Raw genomic sequence first — 23,040 nt, 5'->3', positions numbered from 1 at the left:
CCGGAAGGGCGGGACATTTCATATGGCTGGTTTGCCCCCTTGATCCGCCGAGGGGGCACGCGAAAACCTGATCGCTCACCCAGAGTGTCTGGACGCGGACAATCCGTGTCCGGCGGGGAGGTATTTGCGTGAGCAGCTACAGGGAGTCGGGCCAGTACCGGGAGCCGGTCGAGGCGTCGGCCTTCATCGCCGAGGCGAACCGGGCGATGAAGGAGACTCTGCCCTCCGGCGACTCCACCGACTTCAGGGGCGCGCAGCGGGGGCTGATGGCCGTACCGCCCGAGCCCGTGATCGTGTCGCGCGCCGACTCCGAGCGCGTCGTCTGGAACTTCACCTCTTACGACTTCCTCACGGACGGCATGGAGGAGGTCCCCCCGACCGCCAACCCCAGCCTCGTCCGGCAGAGTCGACTCCTGGCGTCCGCTGGCCTGTTCCAGGTCACCGCCAACGGAGCCGACGCCATCTACCAGGTCCGCGGCTACGACCTGTCGAACATGACGATCATCACCGGGCAGTCGGGTCTCATCGTCATCGACCCGCTGGCCTCACGGGAGACCGCGTACCACGCGCTCAAGCTCTACCGCGACACCACCGAGGACCAGCGGCCGGTCTCGGCGGTGATCTACACGCACAGCCACGTCGACCACTTCGGCGGGGCACGCGGCCTGTTCGGCCTGGAGGGCCAGGACGTCCCGGACATCCCGATCATCGCGCCGGACGGTTTCCTGGAGCACGCCGTCAGCGAGAACATCTACGCCGGGCCCGCGATGGCCCGCCGCGCCTCCTTCATGTACGGGCCGCAGCTGGACAAGGGGCCGTACGGGCAGGTGGGCGCGGGCCTGGGCCTGACCATCTCCACCGGCGAGGTCACCCTCATCCCGCCGAACCGGACGATCACCCACGCCACCGCCACCCCGAGCGAGGAGTGGGAGACGGCCGATGTGATCCCCTGGGCGCCCGGCCTGACCCGCCTGACCGTCGACGGGGTACGCCTGATCTTCCAGCTCACCCCGGGCACCGAGGCGCCGGCGGAGATGAACATCTACCTCCCCGCGCTCAGGGCCCTGTGCATGGCGGAGAACGCCACCCACACCCTGCACAACCTCCTCACCCTGCGCGGCGCCCAGGTCCGCGACGCCCACGCCTGGTCGAAGTACCTCACCCAGGCCCTCCAGACCTTCGGCGAACACACCGACGTCGAGTTCGCCCAGCACCACTGGCCGACCTGGGGCCAGGAGAACATCGTCGCGCTGCTCAGCAACCAGCGGGACCTGTACGCCTACCTCAACGACCAGACCCTGCGGCTCATCAACCAGGGCGCCACCGGCATCGAGGCCGCCGAGGACTTCGAGCTGCCCGCCACGCTGGCCGCGCACTGGTACAACCGCGGCTACTACGGCTCGGTCAACCACGACGTCAAGGCCGTCTACCAGCGCTACATCGGCTGGTTCGACGGCAACCCGGCCCACCTGTGGAACTACCCGCCCACCGAAGCGGGCCGCCGCTACCTCGACGCCATCGGCGGCGTGGCGCCCCTGCTCGCCAAGGCCCAGGAGGCGTACGACGCCGGGGACTACCGGTGGGTGGTGGAACTGGTCAACCACGCCGTCTTCGCCCCCGACGTTCCCGACGAAGACCGCGGCCGGGCCAAGGAGTTGCAGTCCCTGGCGCTCACCCAGCTCGGCTACGGCGCCGAGAACGGCACCTGGCGCAACTTCTACCTCACCGGCGCGAAGGAAGTCCTCGACGGGCCGGGCGGCACCCCCACCCAGGGCGGCCTGGACCTGGTGCCGAGCCTGAGCCTGGAGCAGGTCTTCGACACGCTCGCCCAAGGCATCGACGGCCCCACGGCCGGCCGCGAACAGACCGAACCGATCGCCCTCCAGTGGCACCTCACCGAACCGCAGGAGCAGGAGGTCACCACCACCCTGCGCAACGGCGCCCTGATCCAGGTCCCCGGCAAGGACCTCCAGATCGCCAAGCCCCGGGCGACCCTCACCCTCACCCGCCAGACCCTCAACAAGGTCCTCATCGAGGCCGCCGCCCCCACCGGCACCTTCCAGAACGCGTTCCAAACAGCCGTCGACAACGGCGACATCACCGTCACCGGCGACGACCTGACCGCGCCTGCCACGGTCTTCGCCTACATCACCAAGCCGGATACGAACTTCGCCATCGTCACGCCTTGATCGTGTTGCCGGGCTGAGGTCGGGTCGCCGACGGCCCCCGCGTTGAGGGAGTGGGACGGGCCCGTCACCCGGGCACCCCGGGGTGGTGTCGCACGGGACGGGTCCGGCTCACTTCCTGACCCGGTAGCGCAGGTGGGTGACGCCGGCGCCTTCGATCACCGCGACGGGGCCGTCGAACTGCACCGGTGGCCCGCTGAAGGTGCCGAAGAGCTTCTTTCCGCCGCCCAGGACGACCGGGACGAGGGCGACGCCGACCTCGTCGAGGAGGCCGGCCTCCAGGCACTGCTGGGCCATCTGGCCGCCGTTCACCACGACATCCTTCTCCCCGGCCAGTTCCTTCGCCGTGGCCACCGCCGCCTCGATGCCGTCGGTGACGAAGACGAAGTTCTCGTCGTCCTCGGGGCGGTCGTCCGGGCGCCGGTGGGTGAGGACGACCGTGGTCACGCCCATGGGGTGGCGCCCGCCCCAGGCGTGCGTCAGGTCGTAGAGGTACCGGCCGACGAGCAGCGCCCCCGCGTTCCCCCACTCCTGCCGGAGCAGTGCGGCGTCGGCTGCGGAGACGTGGAACGGCGGTACGTCGGGGCTGGCCGACGGGATCTCGACGTCGCCGTTGCGGTACCACTGGAACAGCAGGTCGAAGCCGCTCTCGTCCGGTCCGGCGAGGTAGCCGTCCAGGGACATCGTGGTGGCGCTGGTGGTGACCTTGCCCATCTGCTGTCTCCTTCGGTCGTCCGCGAGGGCCGCGCCGGACCGCCGTCCGCGCGCGTGCCCGGTACGGGTCCACCCTTCCCCGTCGAGGCGCCTTTGACTTCGAGGGCACTCGAACTCCTACCTTCGTCGGGACGGTCGCGGTTCCGGGAGAGTCCCGGTGGCGGGCCGTGCCAGGAGGTGGCGGAGATGACGGGGATGCCCACGCGCAGGCTCGGGGCGCTGGAGGTTTCGGCTCAGGGGCTCGGGTGCATGGGGATGAGCCACGGGTACGGGGCGTCGGATGACGAGATGTCGCTCGCCACCTTGAACCGGGCGCTCGATCTCGGCGTCACGTTGCTGGACTCCGCCGACTTCTACGGGGCGGGCCACAACGAAGAACTGCTCGGCAGGCTGCTCGCCGAGCGGCGTGACGAGGTGGTGCTGGCCACCAAGTTCGGCTTCGCCAACCGCCTCGGCGACCCGGCCGCCATCCGCGGCGACGCCGCCTACGTACGGCAGGCGTGCGACGCCTCGCTGCGCCGCCTCGGCGTCGACCACATCGACCTCTACTACCAGCACCGCGTCGACCCGCAGGTGCCGATCGAGGAGACGGTCGGCGCGATGGCGGAGCTGGTCGCGGCGGGCAAGGTGCGCCACCTCGGGCTCTGCGAGGCGGGCGCGGAGACCGTCCGCCGGGCGCACGCCGTCCATCCGATCGCCGCCTTGCAGAGCGAGTGGTCGCTGTGGACCCGTGACCTGGAGCGGGAGATCGCGCCGGTCTGCCGGGAGCTGGGCATCGGCCTCGTCCCGTTCTCGCCGCTCGGCCGCGGCTTCCTGACCGGGCGTTACGCGTCCGTGGAGGGCATGGCGGAGACCGATGTGCGGCGTAGCCAGCCGCGGTTCGCCGACGGGAACCTGGAGCAGAACCTCGCGATCGTACGGAAGCTGGCGGAGCTGGCCGCCGAGCGCGGGGTGACCGCCGGGCAGCTCGCGCTGGCCTGGGTGCAGCACCGCGGCGACGACGTCGTCCCGATCCCCGGCACCCGGCGCGAGCGGTACCTGGAGGAGAACCTCGCCGCGGTCGGCATCGAACTGTCCGCCGATGACCTCGCCGCCATCGACGCCGCGGCCCCGGCCGACCGCGTCGCCGGCACCCGTTACGACGCCGGGAGCCTGGAGCTGGTGGGGAAGTGAGGGACCCGGGAGGGTCGGCCTCCGGCGGCGCCCCCGACGGCCCCGCCTTCCTCCGTCGCTTCCACGCCGCGCACCCCGCCGTCACCGCCCGGGCCATGGCGCACGGCCGCGCGCCCGACGGCCGGTCCAGCTATGTGCTGCTGCGGGACGCGGTGGCCGGGCGGCGCCGGGTGCTGGACGTGGGCTGCGGAGACGGGCTGCTGCTGGAACTGCTCGCCGCCCGGCCCGGTCGGCAGGTCGCGGGCATCGACCTGTCGGCTGCGGAACTGGCCCTGGCCCGCCGCCGTCCGGGACTGGACGCGGCACCGCTGCACGCCGGGAGCGCCGACCGACTCCCTTTCGCAGATGGTGAGTTCGGCGGTGTCGTCTCGCACATGGCGCTGATGCTGATGAACGACCCCGAGCGGGTCGCCGCCGAGATCGGCCGGGTGCTGGCGCCCGGCGGGACGCTCGCCGCGGTCCTGGGCGGCGGGCCGGGGGAGGGCGAGGCGTATGCGACGTTCCTGCGGCTGCTGCGGCCGGTGCTCGACGCGGCGCCGCCCGAGCGCCGCCTCCCGCGCCTCGGTGACCGGCGGCTACGCACCCGCGAGGGGTTCGACGCGGTCTTCGGGCCCGCCGGATTCGCCCCGGTGGCCTGGGAACGCGTACCGCTCGACCTGACCGCGCCGCCGGAGACCGTGTGGCGGACGGTCGGCTGCCTCTACGACCTGGCGCTGCTGGACCCGGCGACCGTCGCGGAGCTGCACGACCGGTTCACCGCCGCCACCGCCCCGACGGCGCTGCCGGACGGCCGCATCCCGTGCGGGATGACGGTGTACGTGGCGGTGGCCCGGCGCACGGGCTGAGCCGCGGGGCGCGCGCCGGGTGCGGGCGCGCCCCCGGCGTCAGGCCCCGTACGGCCGCGCGGCGCGGCCCTCGCGCAGGGTGAGGGCCCACCAGGTGAGCTGGTTCAGGAGGGTGTCGGCCGCCTTGGTGGCGGGCGCCGGGTCGTGGAGTTCGCCGTTCTCGTCGAAGAGGGTCCAGGCCAGCGGGAAGCTGACCGTCTCGCGGATCGTCGTGGCGTGCAATTCGGCGAAGACCAGTCGCAGTTGCTCGACCGCCCGCGACCCGCCGGAGAGCCCGCCGTACGAGACGAAGCCGACGGGCTTGGCGTGCCACTGCGGGTTCAGCAGGTCGATGGCGTGCTTGAGCGGCGCGGGGAACGAGTGGTTGTACTCGGGGGTGATCACCACGAACGCGTCGGCCGCCGCGATGCGCCCGGCGAACTCCTCGAACTCCGGCGTCCCGTGGCGCAGTTCGTACGGGCGGACCTCGTCCAGATCGATCACGTCGACGTCGAGGTGCGGACGGGCGGCGGCCTGCCGGGCGAACCAGCCGCTGACGACCGGCGCGAACCGGCCCTCACGGGTGGAGCCGACGAGCACGGCGAGGGTGTGGCGGGCGGGGGCGTCGGTTTCGGGCGTCTGGGCGCCGGGTGCGGACACGGGATTCCTCCGGAGGGGAGCGTGGGTGGCGAGGGCGGGTGCCGCCGTCGGGACCGACGCTAGAACCTCAAGTGGAGTTCAGGTCAACTGTCGCCGGCCGGTCGCGATCTGCCGCCTGCCGCCTGCCGCGTGCGTCCGCCGCTCGGCCGGATGCGGTACGGGCCCCGGACGGAGGTGACTCCGTGCCGCATCCGGCCCGTGCCCGCTCCGTCCGGGGCCCGTGCCCCAGGGGATCCGCCCGCTCAGGCGGCCTTGAACAGCCTCAGCAGTTCCTTCTTCTCGAACATCCGGGCCGTGTCGATCGCCGAGGGCGTGCCCGCGGCCGGGTCCGCGCCGTGGGCGACCAGGACCTTCACGACCTCGTCCTCGCCCTTGAAGACCGCGCCCGCCAGCGGCGTCTGGCCGCGGTCGTTGGTGCGGTCGGCGTCGGCGCCGCGGTGCAGCAGCGCCTCCACCGTGGCCGCGTGACCGTGGTAGGCGGCCAGCATGACCAGCGAATCGCCCTTCTCGTTGGTCAGGTTGGCCGGTACCCCGGCGTCCACGTACGCGGCGACGGTGTCCGTGTCGCCCTGCCGCGCGAGGTCGAACACCTTGGCCGCGAGCTGTAGCACCTCGGGGTCGTGGGCGTGCTCGGTCGCCTCGGGCCCCTGCGGTCCGGTCTGCGCATCGCTCATGATCGCCGGCCTCCTGTGATCGTCGCCAACTGGCTGTGCGCCGCCACTGTAGGCACGCCCCCGCCCCTTTGTGCAGGCCAACGCCGTACGACGAGGGAACACCACGCGACCGGACAGCCGCGGGGCGAGGGCCGGGCACCGCCCCCCGCCCCCGCTCCCGCAGGGCTCAGAACGCCGCGCGGATCTCCCCGACCCGGACGCCGCCGCCCAGCAGCGGTACGTCCGCGATGCGGTCCAGGACCGGCGCCTCGACGCCCATCCCGCGCAGCGTGCGGGCCAGCACCGGGCCCAGCGTGCGGGTGTTGCCGTCGTCGATCTTGAAGGCGAGGGCCCGGCCGTCGGGCAGGGCCAGCGCCTGGACCGCCTCCGCGCCCATCTTCGACAGCGTGCCGGGCAGCTCCCGCATCAGCCAGGTGTCCGGGCGCCGGGTCCCCGCGACGTACTCGGGGTGCGCGCGCATCGCGTCGGCGACCCGCCGCTCGGGCGTGCCCGGCTCGGCGCGGACGAAGGTCCGGAACGCGCGGGCCAGACCGGTCAGCGACAGCGACATCAGCGGCGCACCGCAGCCGTCCGTGCCGATGTGCGCCACCTCCTCACCGCTCGCCGCGCGCACGCACTCCAGGACCAGCTGCTGGAGCGGGTGGTCCTGGTCGAGGTAGGTCTCCGTCGGCCAGCCGTTGGCGACGCAGGCGGCGAGCATCGCGGTGTGCTTGCCGGAGCAGTTCATGGTGAGCGGCGAGCGGACCTGCCCGGACGCGAGGTAGAGCTCGGCCTCCTCCGGGTCCAGCGGGAGGTCCGGCGGCGTCTGCAGCTGTGCCGCGTCGAGCCGGAACTCGTCCAGCATCGTCCGCACCAGATCCAGGTGGAACGCCTCACCGGAGTGGCTGGCCGCCGCCAGCGCGAGCCGTTCGCCGGACAGCTCCAGGCCCGCCCGCAGCAGCGCCGCGGCCTGCATCGGCTTGTTGGTGGAGCGGGGGAAGACGGGCGCGTCGATGTCACCGAGCGCGGTCTCGACGCTGCCGTCGGCGGCCAGCACCACCAGGGAGCCGCGGTGGCGCCCCTCGACGAAACCGGAGCGGACGACCTCGGCGAGGACCGGGGCGTCCGGGGCGTCCGGGGAGTCCGGGCGGTCGGATATCGGGCGGGACGGAGACATCGATGGGCCTTCCGGGAAAGCGACCGGCCCTCCCCGGAAGGCTTGTGGCCCAGGTCAGGACAGCAGGTCGTCTACTTGTGCTTCCCCTTCACGGTACCTGCGGGCGATTTCGGTGCTGCAATCGTCGGCCATCCGCTGGAGCGACTGCCGCCGCCCGGAGACCTGCTGCTCGTACCGGACCAGCCGGGCCATCGCCGCCGTCAGCTCGCCGTCGGTCCGCGCGCCCAGATCGGACAGCTCGACCTCGCCGAGCATGTCGTCGGCGAGCCGCCGGTACTCCTCGCCGTGCGGGGTGCCGACCGTGACGTGCCGGGCGGAGGAGCGGTGGCGGGACGGGACGTCCGCCAGGATCTCCGGCAGCCGGTCGAGCAGCGGCGGCAGCGGCGCCGCCCGGCGGGCCAGCTCCGCCCGCAGGATGTCGATCCGGCCCTGGAGCAGCCGCCGCAGATAGCTGAGATCGGCCTCCTCGCGCTGTGCGTCGCGCCGCAGCACCCGCAGCTCGGGCAGGCCCGGGGCGGTCAGATCCGGCTGGACGACGGGGTGGAAGCGGTCGCGCTGCTGCGGCGGGCGGTGCTGCGACCGGCCGGCTTGGAGCATGGGGCCATCCTCGGTGCGGGCGCCGTCGGCGGGAGCCGTCGCCATGGTCGTCCAACGGGCGACGGGCGGTGCCGGAGCGGCACTCGGAGTCGTACGGGCGGGTGGTACGGGACCGGGGATCCGCCCGGCGCCGGCAGTGCTCATGAGTGGTTGTCCCCTCGTCCGGTGCGGCATCCAGGGCATGTTGTCCATGAAACGCACCACGTGCACGCATCGTGCCACTCTGGGCGGTCCGTATGCAGGGCCATGACACCCGAACGGCCCCCGGAGGGGCACGGCTGTCCGAACGGTTGCGGGGCCCGGCATGATGGCGGGTATGCGAGCAGTGGTGCAGAGAGTGGACGGCGCACGCGTCGTCGTGGACGGCGAGACGGTCGGCGAGATCGTCGGCGAGGGACTGTGCGTGCTGGTCGGGGTCACGCACGACGACACCGCGGAGAAGGCGGCGCAGCTCGCCCGGAAGCTGTGGTCGGTGCGGATTCTCCAGGGCGAGAAGTCGTGCTCGGACACGGCCGCCCCGCTGCTGGTCATCAGCCAGTTCACTCTCTACGGTGACGCCCGCAAGGGCCGCCGCCCCACCTGGAACGCGGCCGCGCCGGGACCGGTCGCCGAACCCCTCGTCGACGAGGTCGTCGCCCAGCTGCGGGCCCTGGGCGCCCAGGTGGAGACCGGCCGCTTCGGCGCCGACATGAAGGTGTCGCTGACCAACGACGGGCCGTTCACGGTCCTCGTGGAGGTCTGACGACCGGCCCTGTCCCGGTATGGCTGCGGCCGCGGCCCCTGCGCGAGGGACCGCGGCCGTTACGCGAACGCCCTACGGCGCGACCACGACCTCCTGGGCCGCGGCGGTGCCCTCGGCGTCCAGCGGGGCGTCGACGGGGACGTTCCGCTTGATCAGGCCGAGCGCGATCGGGCCCAGCTCGTGGTGGCGGGCCGAGGTGGTGACGAAGCCGATCTGGCGGCCCTCGGGACCGTCGGCGGCGAGCCGCAGCGGCGTGCCGTGCGGCGGCAGATGCACCTCGCTGCCGTCCAGGTGCAGGAAGACCAGCCGGCGCGGCGGCTTCCCCAGGTTGTGGACGCGGGCGACGGTCTCCTGGCCGCGGTAGCAGCCCTTCTGCAGGTGGACCGCGGTCTCCAGCCAGCCCAGCTCGTGCGGGATGGTGCGGTGGTCGGTCTCCAGGCCCAGCCGCGGGCGGTGCGCCTCGACGCGCAGCGCCTCCAGCGCGAGGACGCCGATCGCCGGGCCGTGGGCCGCGGCGAACGCGTCCAGCTCGGCGCGCGGCAGGAAGAGGTCCCGGCCGTGCGGCGTCTCGCGGACGACGGTGCCCGCGGGCGCCTCGGTGATCGAACCGGCCGGCAGGTGCACCACGGCGAAGTCGGCGGTGCGGTCGGCGACCTCGACGCGGTAGAAGAACTTCATGCTCTCCAGATAGGCGATCAGCGCCTCCTGGGTGCCCGGCTCGGCATGCAGCCACGTCGTCTCCCCGTCGTCGACGAGGTAGAGCGCATGCTCCACATGGCCGTGCGGGGAGAGGATCAGCGCCTCGGTGGCCTGCCCGGGCGGCAGCTCGCTGACGTGCTGGGTGACCAGCAGATGGAGCCAGCTCAGCCGCTCGGGACCGGTGACGGTGACGACGCCGCGGTGCGAGAGGTCCACGAAACCGGAGCCGTCCGCCAGCGCGCGTTGTTCACGGAAGAGGTCACCGTAGTGCGCGGCGACGCCTTCGTCGGGGGCCTCGGCGGGGACGGCGCCGGGCAGCGACAGCAGGGAACTCTTCATGCCGCCAGCCTACGGCCCGGCGGGGCACCACCGGGAGCGCGGTGGGGGCCTCCGGGCACGCCGCCGCAGCGTCTACGCCTCGCCGTCCTGCTCCCGCGCCGCCTTCTGTGTACAGGCGCGGCAGCGGCCGAAGATGGCGAAGTGCTTCAGGTCGGTGGTGAAGCCGAACTGTTCCTGGAGCGTGGCGGCGAACGGCTCGGCCACCGACAGATCCGCCTCGATCACCTCCGTGCAGTCCCGGCAGACCAGATGCATGTGGTGGTGGCGGTCGGCGAGGTGGTACGTCGCCGAGCCGTGCCCGAGGTGGGCATGGCTGACCAGGCCCAACTCCTCCAGCAGCTCCAGCGTCCGGTAGACGGTGGAGATGTTCACGCTGCCCGCGGTCTTGCGCACCTCGGTGAGGACGTCGTCCGGGGTCGCGTGCTCCAGTCTGTCGACGGCTTCCAGCACGAGCTGACGCTGCGGCGTCAGCCGGTAGCCGCGTTTGCGGAGGTCGCTCTGCCAGTCGGTGCTCACCACAGGGCCAGTGTAAGGAGCGCCCGGCCGCCCGAGGAGTCAGCCGACGTGCCCGGCGGCGAGATGGCGGGCCAGCGAGCGGACCGCGGCCGGGTTCCGGGGCGATTCGACGAGGTCGGCGTAGTCCAGCGCGTAGATCCGGCCGTGCTTGACGGCGGAGACGTTCGCCAGTGGCTTGTAGTGGAGCAGGAAGTCCTTCTTCTGGGCGGCGGTCGGCGAACCGTAGTCGTTGATCACGATGACGTCGGGGTTGCGCTCGACGACGGTCTCCCAGCCGACGGTGGTCCAGGTGTCCTTGAGGTCCTTGGTGATGTTGACGCCGCCCGCCTTGGTGATGATGTCGTCCGGACCGGCGTAGGCGCCCGCGGTCAGCGGCTTGTCGGTGCCGCTGTCGTAGAGGAAGACGGAGGGCTTCTTCCCGTCCTTGGCGTGCCAGGCGCGGACCTCGGCGATCTGCGCGCGGTACTCCTCGACCAGTTTCGCGGCGCGGTCCTCGACGTGGAAGATCTTCCCGAGGTTCGTCAGGTCGGCGTAGAGCGCCTCCAGCGGCGGCATCACCCCGCGGGCGCTGCCGGCGCCGCCGTTGCGGCACGACTCGGTCAGGACGTACGAGCCGATGCCGAGCTTCTTGAGGGAGGCGGGCGTGAGGTCGTTGCCCTCGCCGAAGCCGTAGTTCCAGCCCGCGAGGACGAGATCGGCGTGCGCGTCGAGCGCGATCTCCTTGGTGATCGCCTTCTTCGACAGCCACGGCACCTTGTCGTACGCGTCCCGCCAGGCGACCTTGTCGATCCGGCCCCGGTACGACGGCGTGACGTACCCGGCCATCCGGTCCTCCAGGCCGAGCGCCAGCATCAGGTCGGTGATGCCGATGTCGTTGGTGACGACCCGGGACGGCTTCTTGTCGAAGGTCAGCTCGGTGCCGCAGTTCTTGACGGTGACCGGGTATCCGGCGGCGTCCTCGGCATCGGCGCTCCTGTCGGACCGGTCGGAGGCGAACTTCGCGCCGCAGCCGGTGAGGGCCAGGGCGAGGGCGGATAGCGCGGAGATCAGGGCGGTGGGGCGGCGGGACATCGGGGGCCTCATCGGGGAGTGGGGGAGGGGAGGGAAGGCGCGTCCGGTGAGGCGCCCGGCGGGGCGGAGCGCCCGGTGGCCTCCGGGAGCCGGTCGAAGAGGAGCTGTACGGCGCCGGTCTCCGGGTGGCGGACGCGGTGGGCGCGGACGCCGAAGACGTCGGCGAGCAGCTCGGCGGTGAGCACCTCGTGCGGTGCGCCGGAGGCGACGATCCGGCCGCCGTCCAGGACGTACAGCGCCTCGCAGTGCTGCGCCGCGAGGTTGAGGTCGTGCAGCGCCGCCAGCACCGTCAGCCGGCTGTCGCGGACCAGCGCCAGGACCTCCAGCTGCTGGGCGATGTCGAGGTGGTTGGTGGGCTCGTCCAACACCAGCACCCGCGGTTCCTGGGCCAGCGCGCGGGCGATCAGCACCCGCTGCTTCTCGCCGCCGGACAGCCCGGGGAAGCCGCGGTGCGCCAGATGCCCGGCGCCGACCCGGGCCAGTGCCCGCGCGCAGATCTCCTGGTCGGCGGCGGACGCCCGGCCGCTGCCGCGCTGGTGCGGCAGGCGTCCCATCGCCACGATCTCGGCGACGGTGAAATCGAAGGTGGCCTGGCCCTCCTGCGGCAGCGCGGCCAGCAGCCGGGCGCCCTCGCGGGCGTCCATGGCGTGCAGATCGGCGCCGTCCAGCCGGACCGTGCCGCCCGCCGGACGCAGCGCCCGGTAGACGCACCGCAGCAGTGTGGACTTACCGCTGCCGTTCGGGCCGATCACCCCGATGAGCTGCCCTTCGGCGGCGCGCAGCGTCACGTCGTGGAGCAGCCGCCGCCCGGCGACCGCCACGGCCAGATCGTCGATGTCGACGCGCATCAGACGCCCCCTCCGAAGCTGTAGCCGTTGCGCCGCATCAGCAGCACGAAGCCGGGCACGCCGAGCACCGCGGTGATCGCCCCGACGGGCAGTTCGACGGGCGCGATCAGCACCCGGGACAGCACATCCGCCCAGACCAGCAGCACCGCGCCGAGCAGCGGCGCGACCGCGATCACCCGGCGGTGGTCGGCGCCCACCAGCATCCGCGTCACATGCGGCACCAGCAGCCCGACGAAGCCGATCGCCCCGCTGACCGCGACCACCGCCCCGGCCACCGCCGCCACCACCAGGAACAGCTCCCGCCGCAGCCGCCCGGCGTCCACCCCGAGCGCCGCGGCCGTCTCGTCGCCCATCGCCAGGGCGTTCAGCCGGCCCGCGGCCAGCCGCAGATAGAGCACCGCACCGGCCACCGCGGCGGCGGCCAGCGGCACCGACGGCCAGCCCGCGCCGCTCAGGGAGCCCAGCAGCCACATCACCGCGGACCGGGCCGCCTCGCCGCGGTCGGCGGAGAACACCATCAGCGTCGTCACGGCGGAGAAGCCGTAGTACATCGCGGTGCCGGTGAGGACCAGCCGCAGCGGGGTGAGGCCGTGCGCGGTGCGGGCGGCGGCGTACACCAGGGCCATGGCGAGCAGCGCGCAGACGAAGGCGGAGGTGGACAGCGCCCAGACGCCCAGCGCCCCGGCGGCGCCGAAGAGGAGCACGGCGTTGGCGCCGACGGCGGCGCCGGAGGAGATCCCGAGGACGAACGGATCGGCGAGCGCGTTGCGGACCAGCGCCTGGACGGCGACGCCGATGGCGGAGAGCCCCGCGCCGACGACGGCGGCCAGCAGCGCTCGCGGGAAGCGCAGTTCCCAGACGACGGTGTAGCCCGCCACGTCCTCGGCCGGGAGGGTCCCGCCGGTCACCCCGGCGGTCAGATAGTGCACCACCTGGCCCCAGCTCACCCCGGCGGAGCCCAGGCCCACGCCGCAGACGACGGAGCCGAGCAGCGCGAGGGTGAGGGCCGCGACCAGCGGCGGGAGGCGGAGGCGGCGCACCGGCGCGGGCGCCTCGGGCGGGCGCGCGGCGCGGGGCGCGGTGGCCTGGGAGGGCGTTGGTTCCACGGACGGTCCGCCTTCGGCTCGGGCCGTCCTACGGGTGAAGACACGGCCCGGCGCGTGCGACGGGTGTCCCCTCGCAGTCCACGGCGAGTTCTACAGGAGCAGGCGCCGCCGCGGGCGATCGGGCTCACGGACGCTCCCCTGGCCGGGGGCTCCGCTTACCGTTGCGGGTCAGCGCCGGACTCTCACCGGACTTCCCCCGCGGGGCGCGTCATACATATGCGGTTGTGGGACGTACGGGGCGCCGGCCCCGTACGCCGTCGGGCGGTGCTCAGCCCTCGTACGGGGTGCCGTCCGCGTTGAAGAACGAGACGCCGTCCGGGGTGTCGGCCGGCAGGCTCTCGGCCCACTCCTTGAGGTCGGCGACCTTCTTCAGGTGCGCGGACATGTACGGCCGCAGCGGCACCTCGGGGGTGGCCTTCTCGCCGACCCACATCAGGTCGCTCTTGACGTAGCCGTAGAGACGCTTGCCGCCGGTGTACGGGCCGGCGGCCGCGGTGCGGGCGACGGCGTCGGTGGCGAGGTCGATCTGCGGCTTCTGGTCGGCCAGCTCGCCGTACCAGACCTCGACGATGCCCTGGTCGCGGATCATGACGACCTCGACCTTGCGGTCCTTGTCGATGCGCCAGTAGCCGCTCTCGGTCTCCAGCGGGCGGACCTTCTTGCCCTCGCCGTCCAGGACCCAGCTGTGCGAGGTGTACTCCAGGAAGTCACGGCCGTCGTGGGTGAACGTGACCTCCTGCCCGAAGTTGCACTTCTCGGTGCCCGGGAAGTCCGCGACACCCGCGCCTTCCCAGTTGCCGAGGAGGAAGGCCAGCGGGACGAGGGCCGGGTTCAGGTCGGACGGGATCTCGATCATCAGCTCAGGCGATCTGTGGGGAGGGACAAGGCGGCACGGCGGGAGGCGGTCGTCAGCGCTGACCCTGGTAGAGCTTCTTGTAGGTCAGACCGGCGAAGGCGATGACGCCGACGCCGACCAGGACGAGCAGGGTGGTGAAGACTGCCTCAAGCACGTCGTGCTCCTTGGACGGAGTGGGGTGGAACGGACCGGACACGAGTCTAGTCGTCGCCGTTCGCGGTGGCGCTGTGAGGTTCCCCGCGCGCGGAGCGGGGCCGTCCGCTCAGTGCGAGTGGTGGTCGTCGCGGTCGTCCAGCTCGCGCCACCAGCGGTCCGACTCCGGGTCGCCGGACTCGTCCCACCAGCGCTCGTCGGGGCCCCGGCGGTTGGCGACGATCGCCGCGACCGGCGGGATGACCATCGCGATCACGCACATCACCACCGCGGCCGTCACCGACCACATCCGCACCACGCTCCAGGCCAGCACGAAAAGGGTGAGGCAGACCCCCATCATCACGAAGTACCAGCGATGACGGCGGCGGGGAGGCGGCCAGCCGGGCATACCTCCACGGTAAGTCCGCAGCGCCCCGGAAAGAAGCCCCGGCGGCCCGTTCGCGACACGGCCCGCCGGTCCGTACACAGCACGGAGGGCCGCACCCCCGGTATGGCGTCCAACCCCCGGGGGTACGGCCCTCCGCCGGTGGGTGCGCGACCGCCGCCGCGCACCCACCGCACGCTGTCGTCAGACGGCGATGGCGACCTCCGCCAGGCCACCCTTCTGCGCGACCACGGTGCGGTCGGCGGTGGCGCCGGGGACGAGGGCGCGCAGCGTCCAGGTGCCCTCGGCCGCGTAGAAGCGGAACTGTCCGGTCGCGGAGGTGGGGACCTCCGCGGTGAACTCGCCGGTGCTGTCCAGCAGGCGGACGTAGCCGGTGACGGGCTCGCCGTCGCGGGTCACGCTGCCCTGGATCGTGGTCTCACCGGGCTTGATGGTCGACGCGTCGGGGCCGCCGGCCTGTGCTCCACACATGGGATTCCTTGAGGGGTAGAGGGGTGGGGCGGACTTACTTGTTGGCGCCCAGCTCGATCGGCACGCCGACCAGCGAGCCGTACTCGGTCCAGGAGCCGTCGTAGTTCTTGACGTTCGCCTGGCCCAGCAGCTCGTGCAGCACGAACCAGGTCAGGGCGGAACGCTCACCGATACGGCAGTAGGCGATGGTGTCCTTCGCCAGGTCGACGGCCTCCTGCTCGTAGAGGGCGGTCAGCTCCTCGTCCGACTTGAAGGTGCCGTCGTCGTTGGCGTTCTTCGACCACGGGATGTTGCGGGCGCTGGGCACGTGGCCGGGGCGCTGCGACTGCTCCTGCGGGAGGTGGGCCGGGGCGAGCAGCTTGCCGCTGAACTCGTCGGGGGAGCGCACGTCGACGAGGTTCTTGGTGCCGATCGCGGCGACGACGTCGTCCCGGAAGGCGCGGATGGAGGTGTCCTGCGCCTTGGCCTTGTACGTGGTGGCCGGGCGGCTGGGGACCTCGGAGCCGTCGACCAGGTCGCGGGAGTCCAGCTCCCACTTCTTGCGGCCGCCGTCGAGCAGCTTCACGCTGTCGTGGCCGTAGAGCTTGAAGTACCAGTAGGCGTACGAGGCGAACCAGTTGTTGTTGCCGCCGTAGAGGACGACGGTGTCGTCGTTGGCGATGCCCTTGGCGGAGAGCAGCTTCTCGAAGCCCTCCTGGTCCACGAAGTCACGGCGGACCGGGTCCTGGAGGTCCTTCTGCCAGTCGATCCGGACGGCGTTCTTGATGTGGTTCTTGTCGTACGCGGCGGTGTCCTCGTCGACCTCGACGAGGACGACCTTCGGGTCGTCGAGGTGGGCCTCGACCCAGTCGGCGTCCACCAGAACGTCGGTGCGGCTCATGTTCTTCTCCTCCGGGGCAGTTGCGGGGATGTGCTTGCGGGGCGGGCACGCGGATACGCCGGGGAAGCGCGGCGGCTGAGGGCGGCGCGCGGCGCGGCGTGGCACAACGGGAACGGCGATCAGACGGAGCGGCCGGGGGGCGGACCGGCCGGCGACGGGGACGGACCCGTCAGACAGGGCGACAGAGCATGGTGGCGACGCGGCACAGGTCGACTGCCCGCCGCTTCGTGAGGTTCGCCTGTCCCCGGAAACGGGGACCGCTCGATGCGCTCTGCATGGTGCCGATCGTAGGGACGCAGGACGGGGCCTGTCACCGGTGTGTCATATGACGAGACGTAACTGTCCGCGATACGGAACGAAAGGCGCCGCCCGGCGCTCCCTCGCAGGGGCCGGGCGGCGGTGGAACGGTGGGGGGTCTGTCGTACGGGATGTGCCGTCTCAACGGCTGGACGTGTGGGGCGTCCGGGCGGTGAGCGGTCAGCCGGGGAGCTTGACGTCCGTACCGGTCGCGGTGATCTTCACGCCGCCGGGGCCGGTGGTGACCTTGTCGAGCTTGAGGTTGGACGGCAGCTGGTCGAGCTTCCACTCGTGGTCGGTCTGCGCGCGGACCTTGTCGGCGCAGCCGGGGATCAGCCGGCACATGGTCGGGATGGAGTCGGCGCGCAGCCGCAGGGTGTTGCCCTGCGCGGTGACCGAACCGGTCACCTCCAGCGAGCTGAGCAGCGGAATGGTCGGCGAGATCTTCACCTGGCCCCGGCCGTCCTTCTGCCCGCCGTACGCCACCTGCACATTCGCGCCGGACGCCGAGGTCAGGTCCGGGTAGGAGAGGGTGGCGGTGGCGGTGGCCGACGCGGCCTTCTCGATCGAGCTGTAGTTCTCCGAGAGCCGCACGTCGTGGAAGGTCGCCTTCAGCTCCGCGACCCGGAGCGTGTGGCCGTCGGCGCTGGCCTTGATGTCACCCAGCGAGGTGTCGACCTCGTCCAGGCTGCGCCCGGCGACCTGGGTCAGGAACGGGAAGCCCTTGATCGAGACCTCCGGATCCGCCGGGAGCGTCAGGCTGCCGCGGATCTTCTCCGCCGCCTTGTCCTCGGCGAGATTGACCGCCACCCGGTCGGCGGCGACGAACAACCCGCCGACCACCACGACCAGTACCAGCAGCACTTTCAGTGCGCGCATCGAACCCTTCCCCCACACTCGGCCGGTCGCCCGGCCTCTTGCTTGCATTCCGTACGTCACGGGCCCCCTGCCCGCGCACCGGCGAGCCTAGACGACCGGCCCGTGGGAGCGGCGAGGGCGACCGGTTCCCGGCGCGCGGCCGCGGCCGTACGGCGCCGGGAACGCGAACGGCCGCCGGGGGCGCGCGGGGCGCCCGGCGGCGGCCGGTCGAAGGGGCGGGCGGGTCAGCCGAGGACCGGGCCCAGCAGATGGACGGCCGGGGCGGCGAGCGCCAGCGGCAGCGCGACGCCCGCGGTGAGGTGGACGAAGCGGGACGGGTAGTCGTAGCTCGCCACCCGCAGACCGATCAGCGCACAGCAACCGGCGGCCAGGCCCAGCGCGGCGCCCATGGTGCCGAACGCGTTGAGCTGCCCCGCGCCCGCGCCCGCACCGGCGGCGGCGAGCAGCGCCAGGACCAGGGAGACCGGGCCCGGCAGCGGTAGCGCGCGGACCAGCACGGCCAGTGCGACGGCGGCGGCGCCCACCACGACCGCGTCCGAGAGGGCGGAGAGCTGTCCGGCGGCGAGCACCGTCAGCGCCGTGGAGGTCAGCCCCGCGGTCAGCGCGTACATCCGCTCGTCGGCGCTGCTGCGGTTGCGCAGCTGGAGGACGAGGACGAGCAGACACCACACACCGAGCGTGCCGAGGACCACCAGCGGGGCGTCCGCGCGCTCCGTCGCCAGCAGCGCGACGTCCGTCACCGCGCCCGCCAGGAACGCCAGCGCGATGCCCTGCCGGGCCGGCCACATGCCGTTCAGCCGGAACCATCCGGCCGCGGTGACCGCCTGGAGCAGCACCACCGGCACCGCCCGTACGGCCTCCGGCAGCGGTGCGGTGACCGCGATCAGCAGCGCGAGCACGGCGGTCAGCGCGGCGGGCTGGAGGCCCGGCGCGATGATCGGCGACCGGCCTTCGGCGCGGGCCCGCTGGTTGGGCGCCAGCCGGGAGAGGTCCTGCGGCGCGTCCGGCTGCGGGGTGCCCTGCGCGGTGCCCTGGGCGCCGTGGGCCGCACCGGCCTCCGCGCCGCCGGGGGCGGGGACGGTGGGCGCGGCCGGGGCGTAGGGAGCGGTGGCGGCCGGGGCCTGCTCGTACGGGGCGGCGGCCGGGGCGCCCTGGGGCTGCCCGTACGGGTCCTGGCCGGGGTGACCCTGCGGGGGCTGCCCGTACTGCTGCTGCGCCGCGTACTGCTGCTGCGGCGCGGGCGTCTGCCCGTACGGGGGCTGGGCCTGCCCGTACGGCGTCTGGTCGTACGCGGCCTGGGCGCCGTACCCCTGGCCGTGCGGGGCCTGCCCGGCGTACCCCTGCCCGTAGGGCTCCTGCCCGTACTGCTGCTGCGGGGCGTGCCCCTGCTCGTAGGAGGGTTGCCCGTGGGGGGACTGCGCGTACCCCTGCGGGGAGGGCTGTCCGGGGTACGGGCCGGGGGCGGCGTACGGGTCGGTGCCCGACGCGGCGTACGGGTCGGGGCCGGGCTGCGGGCTCGGGCCGGGCTGCTGCTCCGGGGTGCCGTAGGGGTGCTGCGGGGAGTCGCTCATGATCGTTTCCTCAGCCTCCCGCGAACGGCGGCAGGACCTCGACGGTGCCACCCTCGACGAGCGGGACGTCCGCGTGGTCGCGGGTGCCGACCGGGTCGCCGTCCACCAGGAACGAGCAGCGCTCCAGGACGCGGGCGAACTCCGGGTGCGCGGCGTGCGCGGTGCGCGCCGCGTCCAGCGCTTCGGCGAGCGTCTCCGCCGCGTACGGCTCCTCGGCCGTGCCTGCGGCGGCCTTGGCGGCTGCCCAGTAGCGCACGGTGCCAGTTGTTGTCACGGCGGCCTCTTCGTCGTGGGTGTGGTGGATGCGGGGTGCGTGCTCCCGCCGCGGCGCCGGAACAGGGGCCCTGGGACCGCGCCGTCCATGATGGCGTACGCACGGCCGGGCCCGGCGCGGCCGGGGGCCGGGCGGGCGGCTCCGGCACACGGTCGGCGGAGGCGGGTGCCCCCGTGCATCCGGTGTTCTCGTCGGATATCCGGTTGCCGCGGGCAAGTGTTCGCATAAGGTCGTACGGTGTTGGTCCGACTCGCGCGGGCGCATCTCCGGCCCCACAGGCGCGCAATATCGCTGATCGTTCTCCTCCAGCTCATCCAGACGCTGGCCACCATCTCCCTGCCCACCCTCAACGCCGACATCATCGACCACGGTGTCGTCCGCGGGGACACGGGCTACATCCTGCGGGTCGGCGGCTTCATGATCGCCATCGCGCTGCTCCAGGTCGCCTGCGCGACGGGCGCCGTCTACTACGGCGCCCGCACCGCCGGCCGGCTGGGCCGGGACGTCCGGGCGGCGGTCTTCGACCGGGTACAGACGTTCTCCGCCCGGGAGGTGGCCGCCTTCGGCGCGCCCTCGCTGATCACCCGCACCACCAACGACGTCCAGCAGGTCCAGATGCTGGTCCTGATGACGTTCACGATGATGGTGTCCGCGCCGATCATGTGCGTCGGCGGCGTGATCATGGCGCTCAACCAGGACGTTCCGCTCTCCGGTCTGCTGCTGGTGATCGTCACGATCCTGGGGATCTTCGTCTCGCTCATCGTGCGCCGGCTGCGGCCGCTGTTCCGCAGCGTCCAGGAGCGCATCGACACCGTCAACCGCGTGCTGCGCGAGCAGATCACCGGCATCCGCGTCATCCGCGCCTTCGTCCGCGACCGCCACGAACAGCAGCGGTTCGCCGCCGCCAACCGCGACCTCTACGACGTGTCGCTGCGCTCCGGCAAGCTGATGTCGACGATGTTCCCGCTGGTCATGATGATCGTGAACCTCTCCAGCGTCGCCGTGGTCTGGTTCGGCGGGCTGCGCATCGACTCCGGTGCGATGCAGATCGGCTCGCTCACCGCGTTCCTCAGCTACCTCATGTACATCCTCATGTCGGTCATGATGGCGACGTTCATGACGATGATGCTGCCGCGCGCCGAGGTCTGCGCCGAGCGCATCCAGGAGGTGCTGGACACCGACAGCAGCGTCGTCCCGCCCGAGCGGCCGCACGCCACCCTCAGCCGACCCGGCGAGCTGGAGCTGCGCGGCGTGGAGTTCCGCTTCCCCGGCGCCGAGGAGCCCGTCCTCAAGGACATCTCGCTGCTCGCCCGGCCCGGTGAGACCACCGCCGTCATCGGCTCCACGGGCAGCGGCAAGTCCACCCTGATCGGCCTGGTGCCGCGCCTCTTCGACGCGACCGGCGGCACCGTCCTGGTCGGCGGCGAGGACGTCCGCACCCTCGACGAGACGACGCTCGCCCGCACCATCGGCCTCGTCCCGCAGAAGCCGTACCTCTTCTCCGGCACCATCGCCTCCAACCTCCGCCACGGCGACCCGGACGCCACCGACGAGGAGCTGTGGCGGGCGCTGGAGACCGCGCAGGCCAAGGAGTTCGTCGCGGCGATGGAGGGCGGTCTCCAGGCGCCCGTCGCGCAGGGCGGCTCCAACGTCTCCGGCGGCCAGCGCCAGCGCCTGGCCATCGCCCGCGCCCTGGTCGGCAAGCCGGACCTCTACCTCTTCGACGACTCCTTCTCCGCCCTCGACTACGCCACCGACGCCGCGCTGCGCGCCGCGCTGGCCCGCGAGACCGGCGGCGCGAGCGTCGTCATCGTCGCCCAGCGCGTCGCCACCATCCGCGGCGCCGACCGCATTGTCGTCCTCGACGAGGGCCGCGTCGTCGGCACCGGCACCCACGCCGAACTGATGGCGGACAACGCAACGTACCGGGAGATCGTGCTCTCCCAGCTCACCGAGCAGGAGGCGGCGTGACCACCGCGGACAAGGAGACGGAGACCCGCGGCGAGGACGCCGCGCAGGCGGAGGAGCTGCGCCGCGCCGCGCGCCCCACCGGCCCGGCCCGCGCCATGGGCGGCCCGCCGCTCGTCAAATCGCTGGACTTCAAGGGCTCCGGCAAGCGGCTGCTCGGCCAGCTGCGGCCGCAGCGCGCCGCGCTCACCGGCGCCCTCCTGCTGACCATCGCCTCCGTGGCGCTCACGGTCACCGGCCCGCGCGTCCTCGGGCACGCCACCGACCTGCTTCTCGCCGGGCTGATCGGCCGCGATCTGCCGTCCGGCGTCACCAAGGCGCAGGCCGCCGAGCAGCTGCGCGCCCACGGCCAGGGCGGCCTCGCCGACCTCATCGGCACCCTGCCGCTCGTCCCCGGCCACGGCATCGACTTCACCGCCGTCGGCACCGTCCTGCTCTACGCCACCTTGATCTACGCGGCGGCCTCGCTCTTCGGCTTCCTCCAGGCGCGGCTGGTCACCACCGCCGTGCAGGGCACCGTCTTCCGGATGCGCGAGCAGGTCGAGGCGAAGCTGTCGCGGCTGCCGCTGAGCTACTTCGACAAGCAGCAGCGCGGTGAGGTGCTCTCCCGGGCGACCAACGACATCGACAACATCCAGCAGACGCTCCAGCAGAGCCTCAGCCAGATCGTCACCTCGGCGCTGACCGTCCTCGGCGTCCTCGCGATGATGTTCTGGATCACCCCGCTGCTGGCGGCGGTCGCGCTGGTCACGGTCCCGCTGTCGGTGATCGTCGCCACCCAGGTCGGCAAGCGCGCCCAGCCGCAGTTCGTCAAGCAGTGGTCCTCCACCGGCAAGCTCAACGGCCATGTCGAGGAGATGTACACCGGCCACTCCCTGGTCCGCGTCTTCGGCCGCCAGAAGGAGTCCGCCGAGCGGTTCCGCGAGCAGAACGACGCGCTCTACGAGGCGAGCTTCAAGGCGCAGGCCATCTCCGGCCTCATCCAGCCCGCGATGACCTTCGTCGGCAACCTCAACTACGTCCTGATCGCCGTCGTCGGCGGTCTGCGGGTCGCCTCCGGCGCGCTGTCGGTCGGTGACGTCCAGGCGTTCATCCAGTACTCCCGCCAGTTCAGCCAGCCCCTCACGCAGATCGCGGCGCTGGCCAACCTCGTCCAGTCCGGCGTCGCCTCCGCCGAGCGGGTCTTCGAACTCCTCGACGCCGAGGAGCAGACGCCCGACCCGGAGCCGTCCGCCGCCCCGGCACGTACCGCGGGACGCGTCGTCTTCGAGAACGTCTCGTTCCGCTACGACGAGGAGAAGCCGCTGATCGAGGGCTTGTCGCTGACCGTCGAGCCCGGCCAGACCGTCGCCATCGTCGGCCCCACCGGCGCCGGCAAGACCACCCTCGTCAACCTCCTCATGCGGTTCTACGAGACCCGCTCGGGCCGGATCACCCTCGACGGCACCGACATCGCCGGCCTCGGCCGCGAGGAGCTGCGCGCCCGCATCGGCATGGTTCTCCAGGACACCTGGCTCTTCGGCGGCACCATCGCCGAGAACATCGCCTACGGCGCCCCCGACGGCACCCCGCACGAGAAGGTCGTCGAGGCGGCCCGCGCCACCCACGTCGACCGCTTCGTCCGCACCCTGCCCGACGGCTACGACAGCGTCGTCGACGACGAGGGCGGCAGCGTCTCCGTCGGCGAGAAGCAGCTGATCACCATCGCCCGCGCGTTCCTCGCCGAGCCCGCCATCCTCGTCCTCGACGAGGCCACCAGCTCCGTCGACACCCGCACCGAGGTCCTGATCCAGCAGGCCATGGCCCGCCTGCGCACCGGCCGCACCAGCTTCGTCATCGCCCACCGCCTCTCCACCATCCGCGACGCCGACCTGATCCTCGTCATGGAGTCCGGCACCATCGTCGAACAGGGCACCCACGACACCCTCCTCGCCGCCGACGGCGCCTACGCCCGCCTCTACGCGGCCCAGTTCGCGGAGGCGGTGGTGGAGGCCGAATAGC

Annotated in this window: 24 protein-coding genes and 1 riboswitch; of the genes, 6 read left to right on the top strand and 18 right to left on the bottom strand. The window is 72.6% G+C overall.

Annotation, left to right across the window (positions count from 1 at the left end; all coding sequences use genetic code 11):
- Positions 1-128: 128 nt before the first annotated feature.
- The gene (locus ACZ4U4_RS22090) at positions 129-2,189 is read left to right on the top strand and encodes an alkyl/aryl-sulfatase (protein WP_467876915.1); all 2,061 of its coding nucleotides are present in this window, start codon (positions 129-131) and stop codon (positions 2,187-2,189) included.
- 108 nt (positions 2,190-2,297) lie between these two features.
- On the opposite strand, the gene ACZ4U4_RS22085 is transcribed toward ACZ4U4_RS22090, so the two are convergent.
- Entirely contained in the window at positions 2,298-2,900 is a 603-nt protein-coding gene (locus ACZ4U4_RS22085; RefSeq protein WP_467876913.1) for a dihydrofolate reductase family protein, read from the bottom strand.
- Positions 2,901-3,086: 186 nt separating this feature from the next.
- On the opposite strand from ACZ4U4_RS22085, the gene ACZ4U4_RS22080 reads away from it, so the two are divergent.
- Together ACZ4U4_RS22080 and ACZ4U4_RS22075 are read left to right on the top strand one after the other, a co-directional pair.
- Positions 3,087-4,073: an aldo/keto reductase gene (locus tag ACZ4U4_RS22080; protein ID WP_467876910.1), complete on the top strand. Its 987-nt coding sequence runs from the start codon at positions 3,087-3,089 to the stop codon at positions 4,071-4,073.
- On the top strand, positions 4,070-4,918 hold the full coding sequence (locus ACZ4U4_RS22075; RefSeq protein WP_467876908.1) for a class I SAM-dependent methyltransferase: 849 nt from the start codon (positions 4,070-4,072) through the stop codon (positions 4,916-4,918). Before ACZ4U4_RS22080 ends, ACZ4U4_RS22075 begins: the two co-directional genes overlap by 4 nt.
- Before the next feature lie 39 nt (positions 4,919-4,957).
- On the opposite strand, the gene ACZ4U4_RS22070 is transcribed toward ACZ4U4_RS22075, so the two are convergent.
- The 4 genes from ACZ4U4_RS22070 to ACZ4U4_RS22055 form a co-directional block, all read right to left on the bottom strand.
- The gene (locus ACZ4U4_RS22070; RefSeq protein ID WP_467876906.1) at positions 4,958-5,557 is read right to left on the bottom strand and encodes an NADPH-dependent FMN reductase; all 600 of its coding nucleotides are present in this window, start codon (positions 5,555-5,557) and stop codon (positions 4,958-4,960) included.
- A gap of 242 nt (positions 5,558-5,799) precedes the next feature.
- The gene (locus tag ACZ4U4_RS22065; RefSeq protein WP_467876904.1) at positions 5,800-6,231 is read right to left on the bottom strand and encodes an ankyrin repeat domain-containing protein; all 432 of its coding nucleotides are present in this window, start codon (positions 6,229-6,231) and stop codon (positions 5,800-5,802) included.
- Positions 6,232-6,397: 166 nt separating this feature from the next.
- The gene (locus ACZ4U4_RS22060) at positions 6,398-7,387 is read right to left on the bottom strand and encodes an asparaginase (RefSeq protein WP_467876902.1); all 990 of its coding nucleotides are present in this window, start codon (positions 7,385-7,387) and stop codon (positions 6,398-6,400) included.
- Between the two features lie 54 nt (positions 7,388-7,441).
- A complete protein-coding gene (locus tag ACZ4U4_RS22055; RefSeq protein ID WP_467876899.1) occupies positions 7,442-8,128 on the bottom strand; it encodes an RsiG family protein in 687 nt (228 codons plus the stop codon).
- A 172-nt stretch (positions 8,129-8,300) separates the two neighbouring features.
- Here ACZ4U4_RS22055 and dtd point away from each other — a divergent pair, with 172 nt between their 5' ends.
- On the top strand, positions 8,301-8,726 hold the full coding sequence (gene dtd, locus ACZ4U4_RS22050; RefSeq protein WP_384598183.1) for a D-aminoacyl-tRNA deacylase: 426 nt from the start codon (positions 8,301-8,303) through the stop codon (positions 8,724-8,726).
- 72 nt (positions 8,727-8,798) lie between these two features.
- Here the strand turns inward: dtd and ygfZ are convergent, their stop codons facing one another.
- The 13 genes from ygfZ to ACZ4U4_RS21985 all read right to left on the bottom strand — a co-directional run bounded on the left by ygfZ (position 8,799) and on the right by ACZ4U4_RS21985 (position 19,071).
- Entirely contained in the window at positions 8,799-9,764 is a 966-nt protein-coding gene (gene ygfZ, locus ACZ4U4_RS22045) for a CAF17-like 4Fe-4S cluster assembly/insertion protein YgfZ (protein WP_467876896.1), read from the bottom strand.
- A gap of 72 nt (positions 9,765-9,836) precedes the next feature.
- Positions 9,837-10,283: a Fur family transcriptional regulator gene (locus tag ACZ4U4_RS22040; RefSeq protein ID WP_467876893.1), complete on the bottom strand. Its 447-nt coding sequence runs from the start codon at positions 10,281-10,283 to the stop codon at positions 9,837-9,839.
- A gap of 36 nt (positions 10,284-10,319) precedes the next feature.
- Entirely contained in the window at positions 10,320-11,351 is a 1,032-nt protein-coding gene (locus ACZ4U4_RS22035) for an ABC transporter substrate-binding protein (RefSeq protein ID WP_467876891.1), read from the bottom strand.
- Positions 11,352-11,359: 8 nt separating this feature from the next.
- Positions 11,360-12,199 (bottom strand): ABC transporter ATP-binding protein, encoded by an 840-nt coding sequence (locus ACZ4U4_RS22030; protein WP_467876888.1) that lies wholly within the window; start codon positions 12,197-12,199, stop codon positions 11,360-11,362.
- Positions 12,199-13,305, bottom strand: a complete 1,107-nt coding sequence (locus ACZ4U4_RS22025; RefSeq protein ID WP_467876886.1) for a FecCD family ABC transporter permease — start codon at positions 13,303-13,305, stop codon at positions 12,199-12,201. The genes ACZ4U4_RS22030 and ACZ4U4_RS22025 overlap by 1 nt, the downstream gene beginning before the upstream one ends.
- Positions 13,306-13,439: 134 nt before the next feature.
- Positions 13,440-13,499, bottom strand: a riboswitch (cobalamin riboswitch).
- Between the two features lie 74 nt (positions 13,500-13,573).
- Complete coding sequence (locus ACZ4U4_RS22020; RefSeq protein ID WP_030286284.1) at positions 13,574-14,161, bottom strand: heme-binding beta-barrel domain-containing protein; 588 nt, start codon at positions 14,159-14,161, stop codon at positions 13,574-13,576.
- Positions 14,162-14,423: 262 nt separating this feature from the next.
- Positions 14,424-14,651: a DUF3099 domain-containing protein gene (locus tag ACZ4U4_RS22015; protein ID WP_467877007.1), complete on the bottom strand. Its 228-nt coding sequence runs from the start codon at positions 14,649-14,651 to the stop codon at positions 14,424-14,426.
- A gap of 231 nt (positions 14,652-14,882) precedes the next feature.
- A complete protein-coding gene (locus tag ACZ4U4_RS22010) occupies positions 14,883-15,170 on the bottom strand; it encodes a DUF1416 domain-containing protein (protein WP_030286290.1) in 288 nt (95 codons plus the stop codon).
- Between the two features lie 34 nt (positions 15,171-15,204).
- Positions 15,205-16,050: a sulfurtransferase gene (locus ACZ4U4_RS22005; RefSeq protein WP_467876882.1), complete on the bottom strand. Its 846-nt coding sequence runs from the start codon at positions 16,048-16,050 to the stop codon at positions 15,205-15,207.
- Between the two features lie 169 nt (positions 16,051-16,219).
- Complete coding sequence (locus ACZ4U4_RS22000) at positions 16,220-16,327, bottom strand: Ms5788A family Cys-rich leader peptide (RefSeq protein WP_351323616.1); 108 nt, start codon at positions 16,325-16,327, stop codon at positions 16,220-16,222.
- A gap of 200 nt (positions 16,328-16,527) precedes the next feature.
- Complete coding sequence (locus tag ACZ4U4_RS21995; RefSeq protein ID WP_467876879.1) at positions 16,528-17,226, bottom strand: LmeA family phospholipid-binding protein; 699 nt, start codon at positions 17,224-17,226, stop codon at positions 16,528-16,530.
- A 224-nt stretch (positions 17,227-17,450) separates the two neighbouring features.
- The gene (locus ACZ4U4_RS21990) at positions 17,451-18,797 is read right to left on the bottom strand and encodes a hypothetical protein (protein ID WP_467876876.1); all 1,347 of its coding nucleotides are present in this window, start codon (positions 18,795-18,797) and stop codon (positions 17,451-17,453) included.
- Between the two features lie 10 nt (positions 18,798-18,807).
- Positions 18,808-19,071: a MoaD/ThiS family protein gene (locus tag ACZ4U4_RS21985; protein ID WP_467876874.1), complete on the bottom strand. Its 264-nt coding sequence runs from the start codon at positions 19,069-19,071 to the stop codon at positions 18,808-18,810.
- 237 nt (positions 19,072-19,308) lie between these two features.
- On the opposite strand from ACZ4U4_RS21985, the gene ACZ4U4_RS21980 reads away from it, so the two are divergent.
- Together ACZ4U4_RS21980 and ACZ4U4_RS21975 are read left to right on the top strand one after the other, a co-directional pair.
- Entirely contained in the window at positions 19,309-21,042 is a 1,734-nt protein-coding gene (locus tag ACZ4U4_RS21980) for an ABC transporter ATP-binding protein (RefSeq protein WP_467876872.1), read from the top strand.
- A 95-nt stretch (positions 21,043-21,137) separates the two neighbouring features.
- A complete protein-coding gene (locus ACZ4U4_RS21975; RefSeq protein ID WP_467877005.1) occupies positions 21,138-23,039 on the top strand; it encodes an ABC transporter ATP-binding protein in 1,902 nt (633 codons plus the stop codon).
- Position 23,040: the final 1 nt, after the last annotated feature.

Source organism: Streptomyces sp. NPDC029159 (assembly GCF_055564055.1).
This window is presented reverse-complemented; position numbering and strand designations above follow the sequence as displayed.

Coding starts and splice junctions, on each gene's coding strand:
- ACZ4U4_RS22030 (WP_467876888.1), bottom strand. CDS start 12,199: ATGCGCGTCGACATCGACGATCTGGCCGTGGCGGTCGCCGGGCGGCGG.
- ACZ4U4_RS22000 (WP_351323616.1), bottom strand. CDS start 16,327: ATGCAGAGCGCATCGAGCGGTCCCCGTTTCCGGGGACAGGCGAACCTC.
- ACZ4U4_RS21995 (WP_467876879.1), bottom strand. CDS start 17,226: ATGCGCGCACTGAAAGTGCTGCTGGTACTGGTCGTGGTGGTCGGCGGG.
- ACZ4U4_RS22085 (WP_467876913.1), bottom strand. CDS start 2,900: ATGGGCAAGGTCACCACCAGCGCCACCACGATGTCCCTGGACGGCTAC.
- ACZ4U4_RS22065 (WP_467876904.1), bottom strand. CDS start 6,231: ATGAGCGATGCGCAGACCGGACCGCAGGGGCCCGAGGCGACCGAGCAC.
- ACZ4U4_RS22015 (WP_467877007.1), bottom strand. CDS start 14,651: ATGGGGGTCTGCCTCACCCTTTTCGTGCTGGCCTGGAGCGTGGTGCGG.
- ACZ4U4_RS22080 (WP_467876910.1), top strand. CDS start 3,087: ATGACGGGGATGCCCACGCGCAGGCTCGGGGCGCTGGAGGTTTCGGCT.
- ACZ4U4_RS22010 (WP_030286290.1), bottom strand. CDS start 15,170: ATGTGTGGAGCACAGGCCGGCGGCCCCGACGCGTCGACCATCAAGCCC.
- ACZ4U4_RS22055 (WP_467876899.1), bottom strand. CDS start 8,128: ATGAGCACTGCCGGCGCCGGGCGGATCCCCGGTCCCGTACCACCCGCC.
- ACZ4U4_RS21990 (WP_467876876.1), bottom strand. CDS start 18,797: ATGAGCGACTCCCCGCAGCACCCCTACGGCACCCCGGAGCAGCAGCCC.
- ACZ4U4_RS22060 (WP_467876902.1), bottom strand. CDS start 7,387: ATGTCTCCGTCCCGCCCGATATCCGACCGCCCGGACTCCCCGGACGCC.
- ygfZ (WP_467876896.1), bottom strand. CDS start 9,764: ATGAAGAGTTCCCTGCTGTCGCTGCCCGGCGCCGTCCCCGCCGAGGCC.
- ACZ4U4_RS22005 (WP_467876882.1), bottom strand. CDS start 16,050: ATGAGCCGCACCGACGTTCTGGTGGACGCCGACTGGGTCGAGGCCCAC.
- ACZ4U4_RS21975 (WP_467877005.1), top strand. CDS start 21,138: ATGGGCGGCCCGCCGCTCGTCAAATCGCTGGACTTCAAGGGCTCCGGC.
- dtd (WP_384598183.1), top strand. CDS start 8,301: ATGCGAGCAGTGGTGCAGAGAGTGGACGGCGCACGCGTCGTCGTGGAC.
- ACZ4U4_RS22035 (WP_467876891.1), bottom strand. CDS start 11,351: ATGTCCCGCCGCCCCACCGCCCTGATCTCCGCGCTATCCGCCCTCGCC.
- ACZ4U4_RS22020 (WP_030286284.1), bottom strand. CDS start 14,161: ATGATCGAGATCCCGTCCGACCTGAACCCGGCCCTCGTCCCGCTGGCC.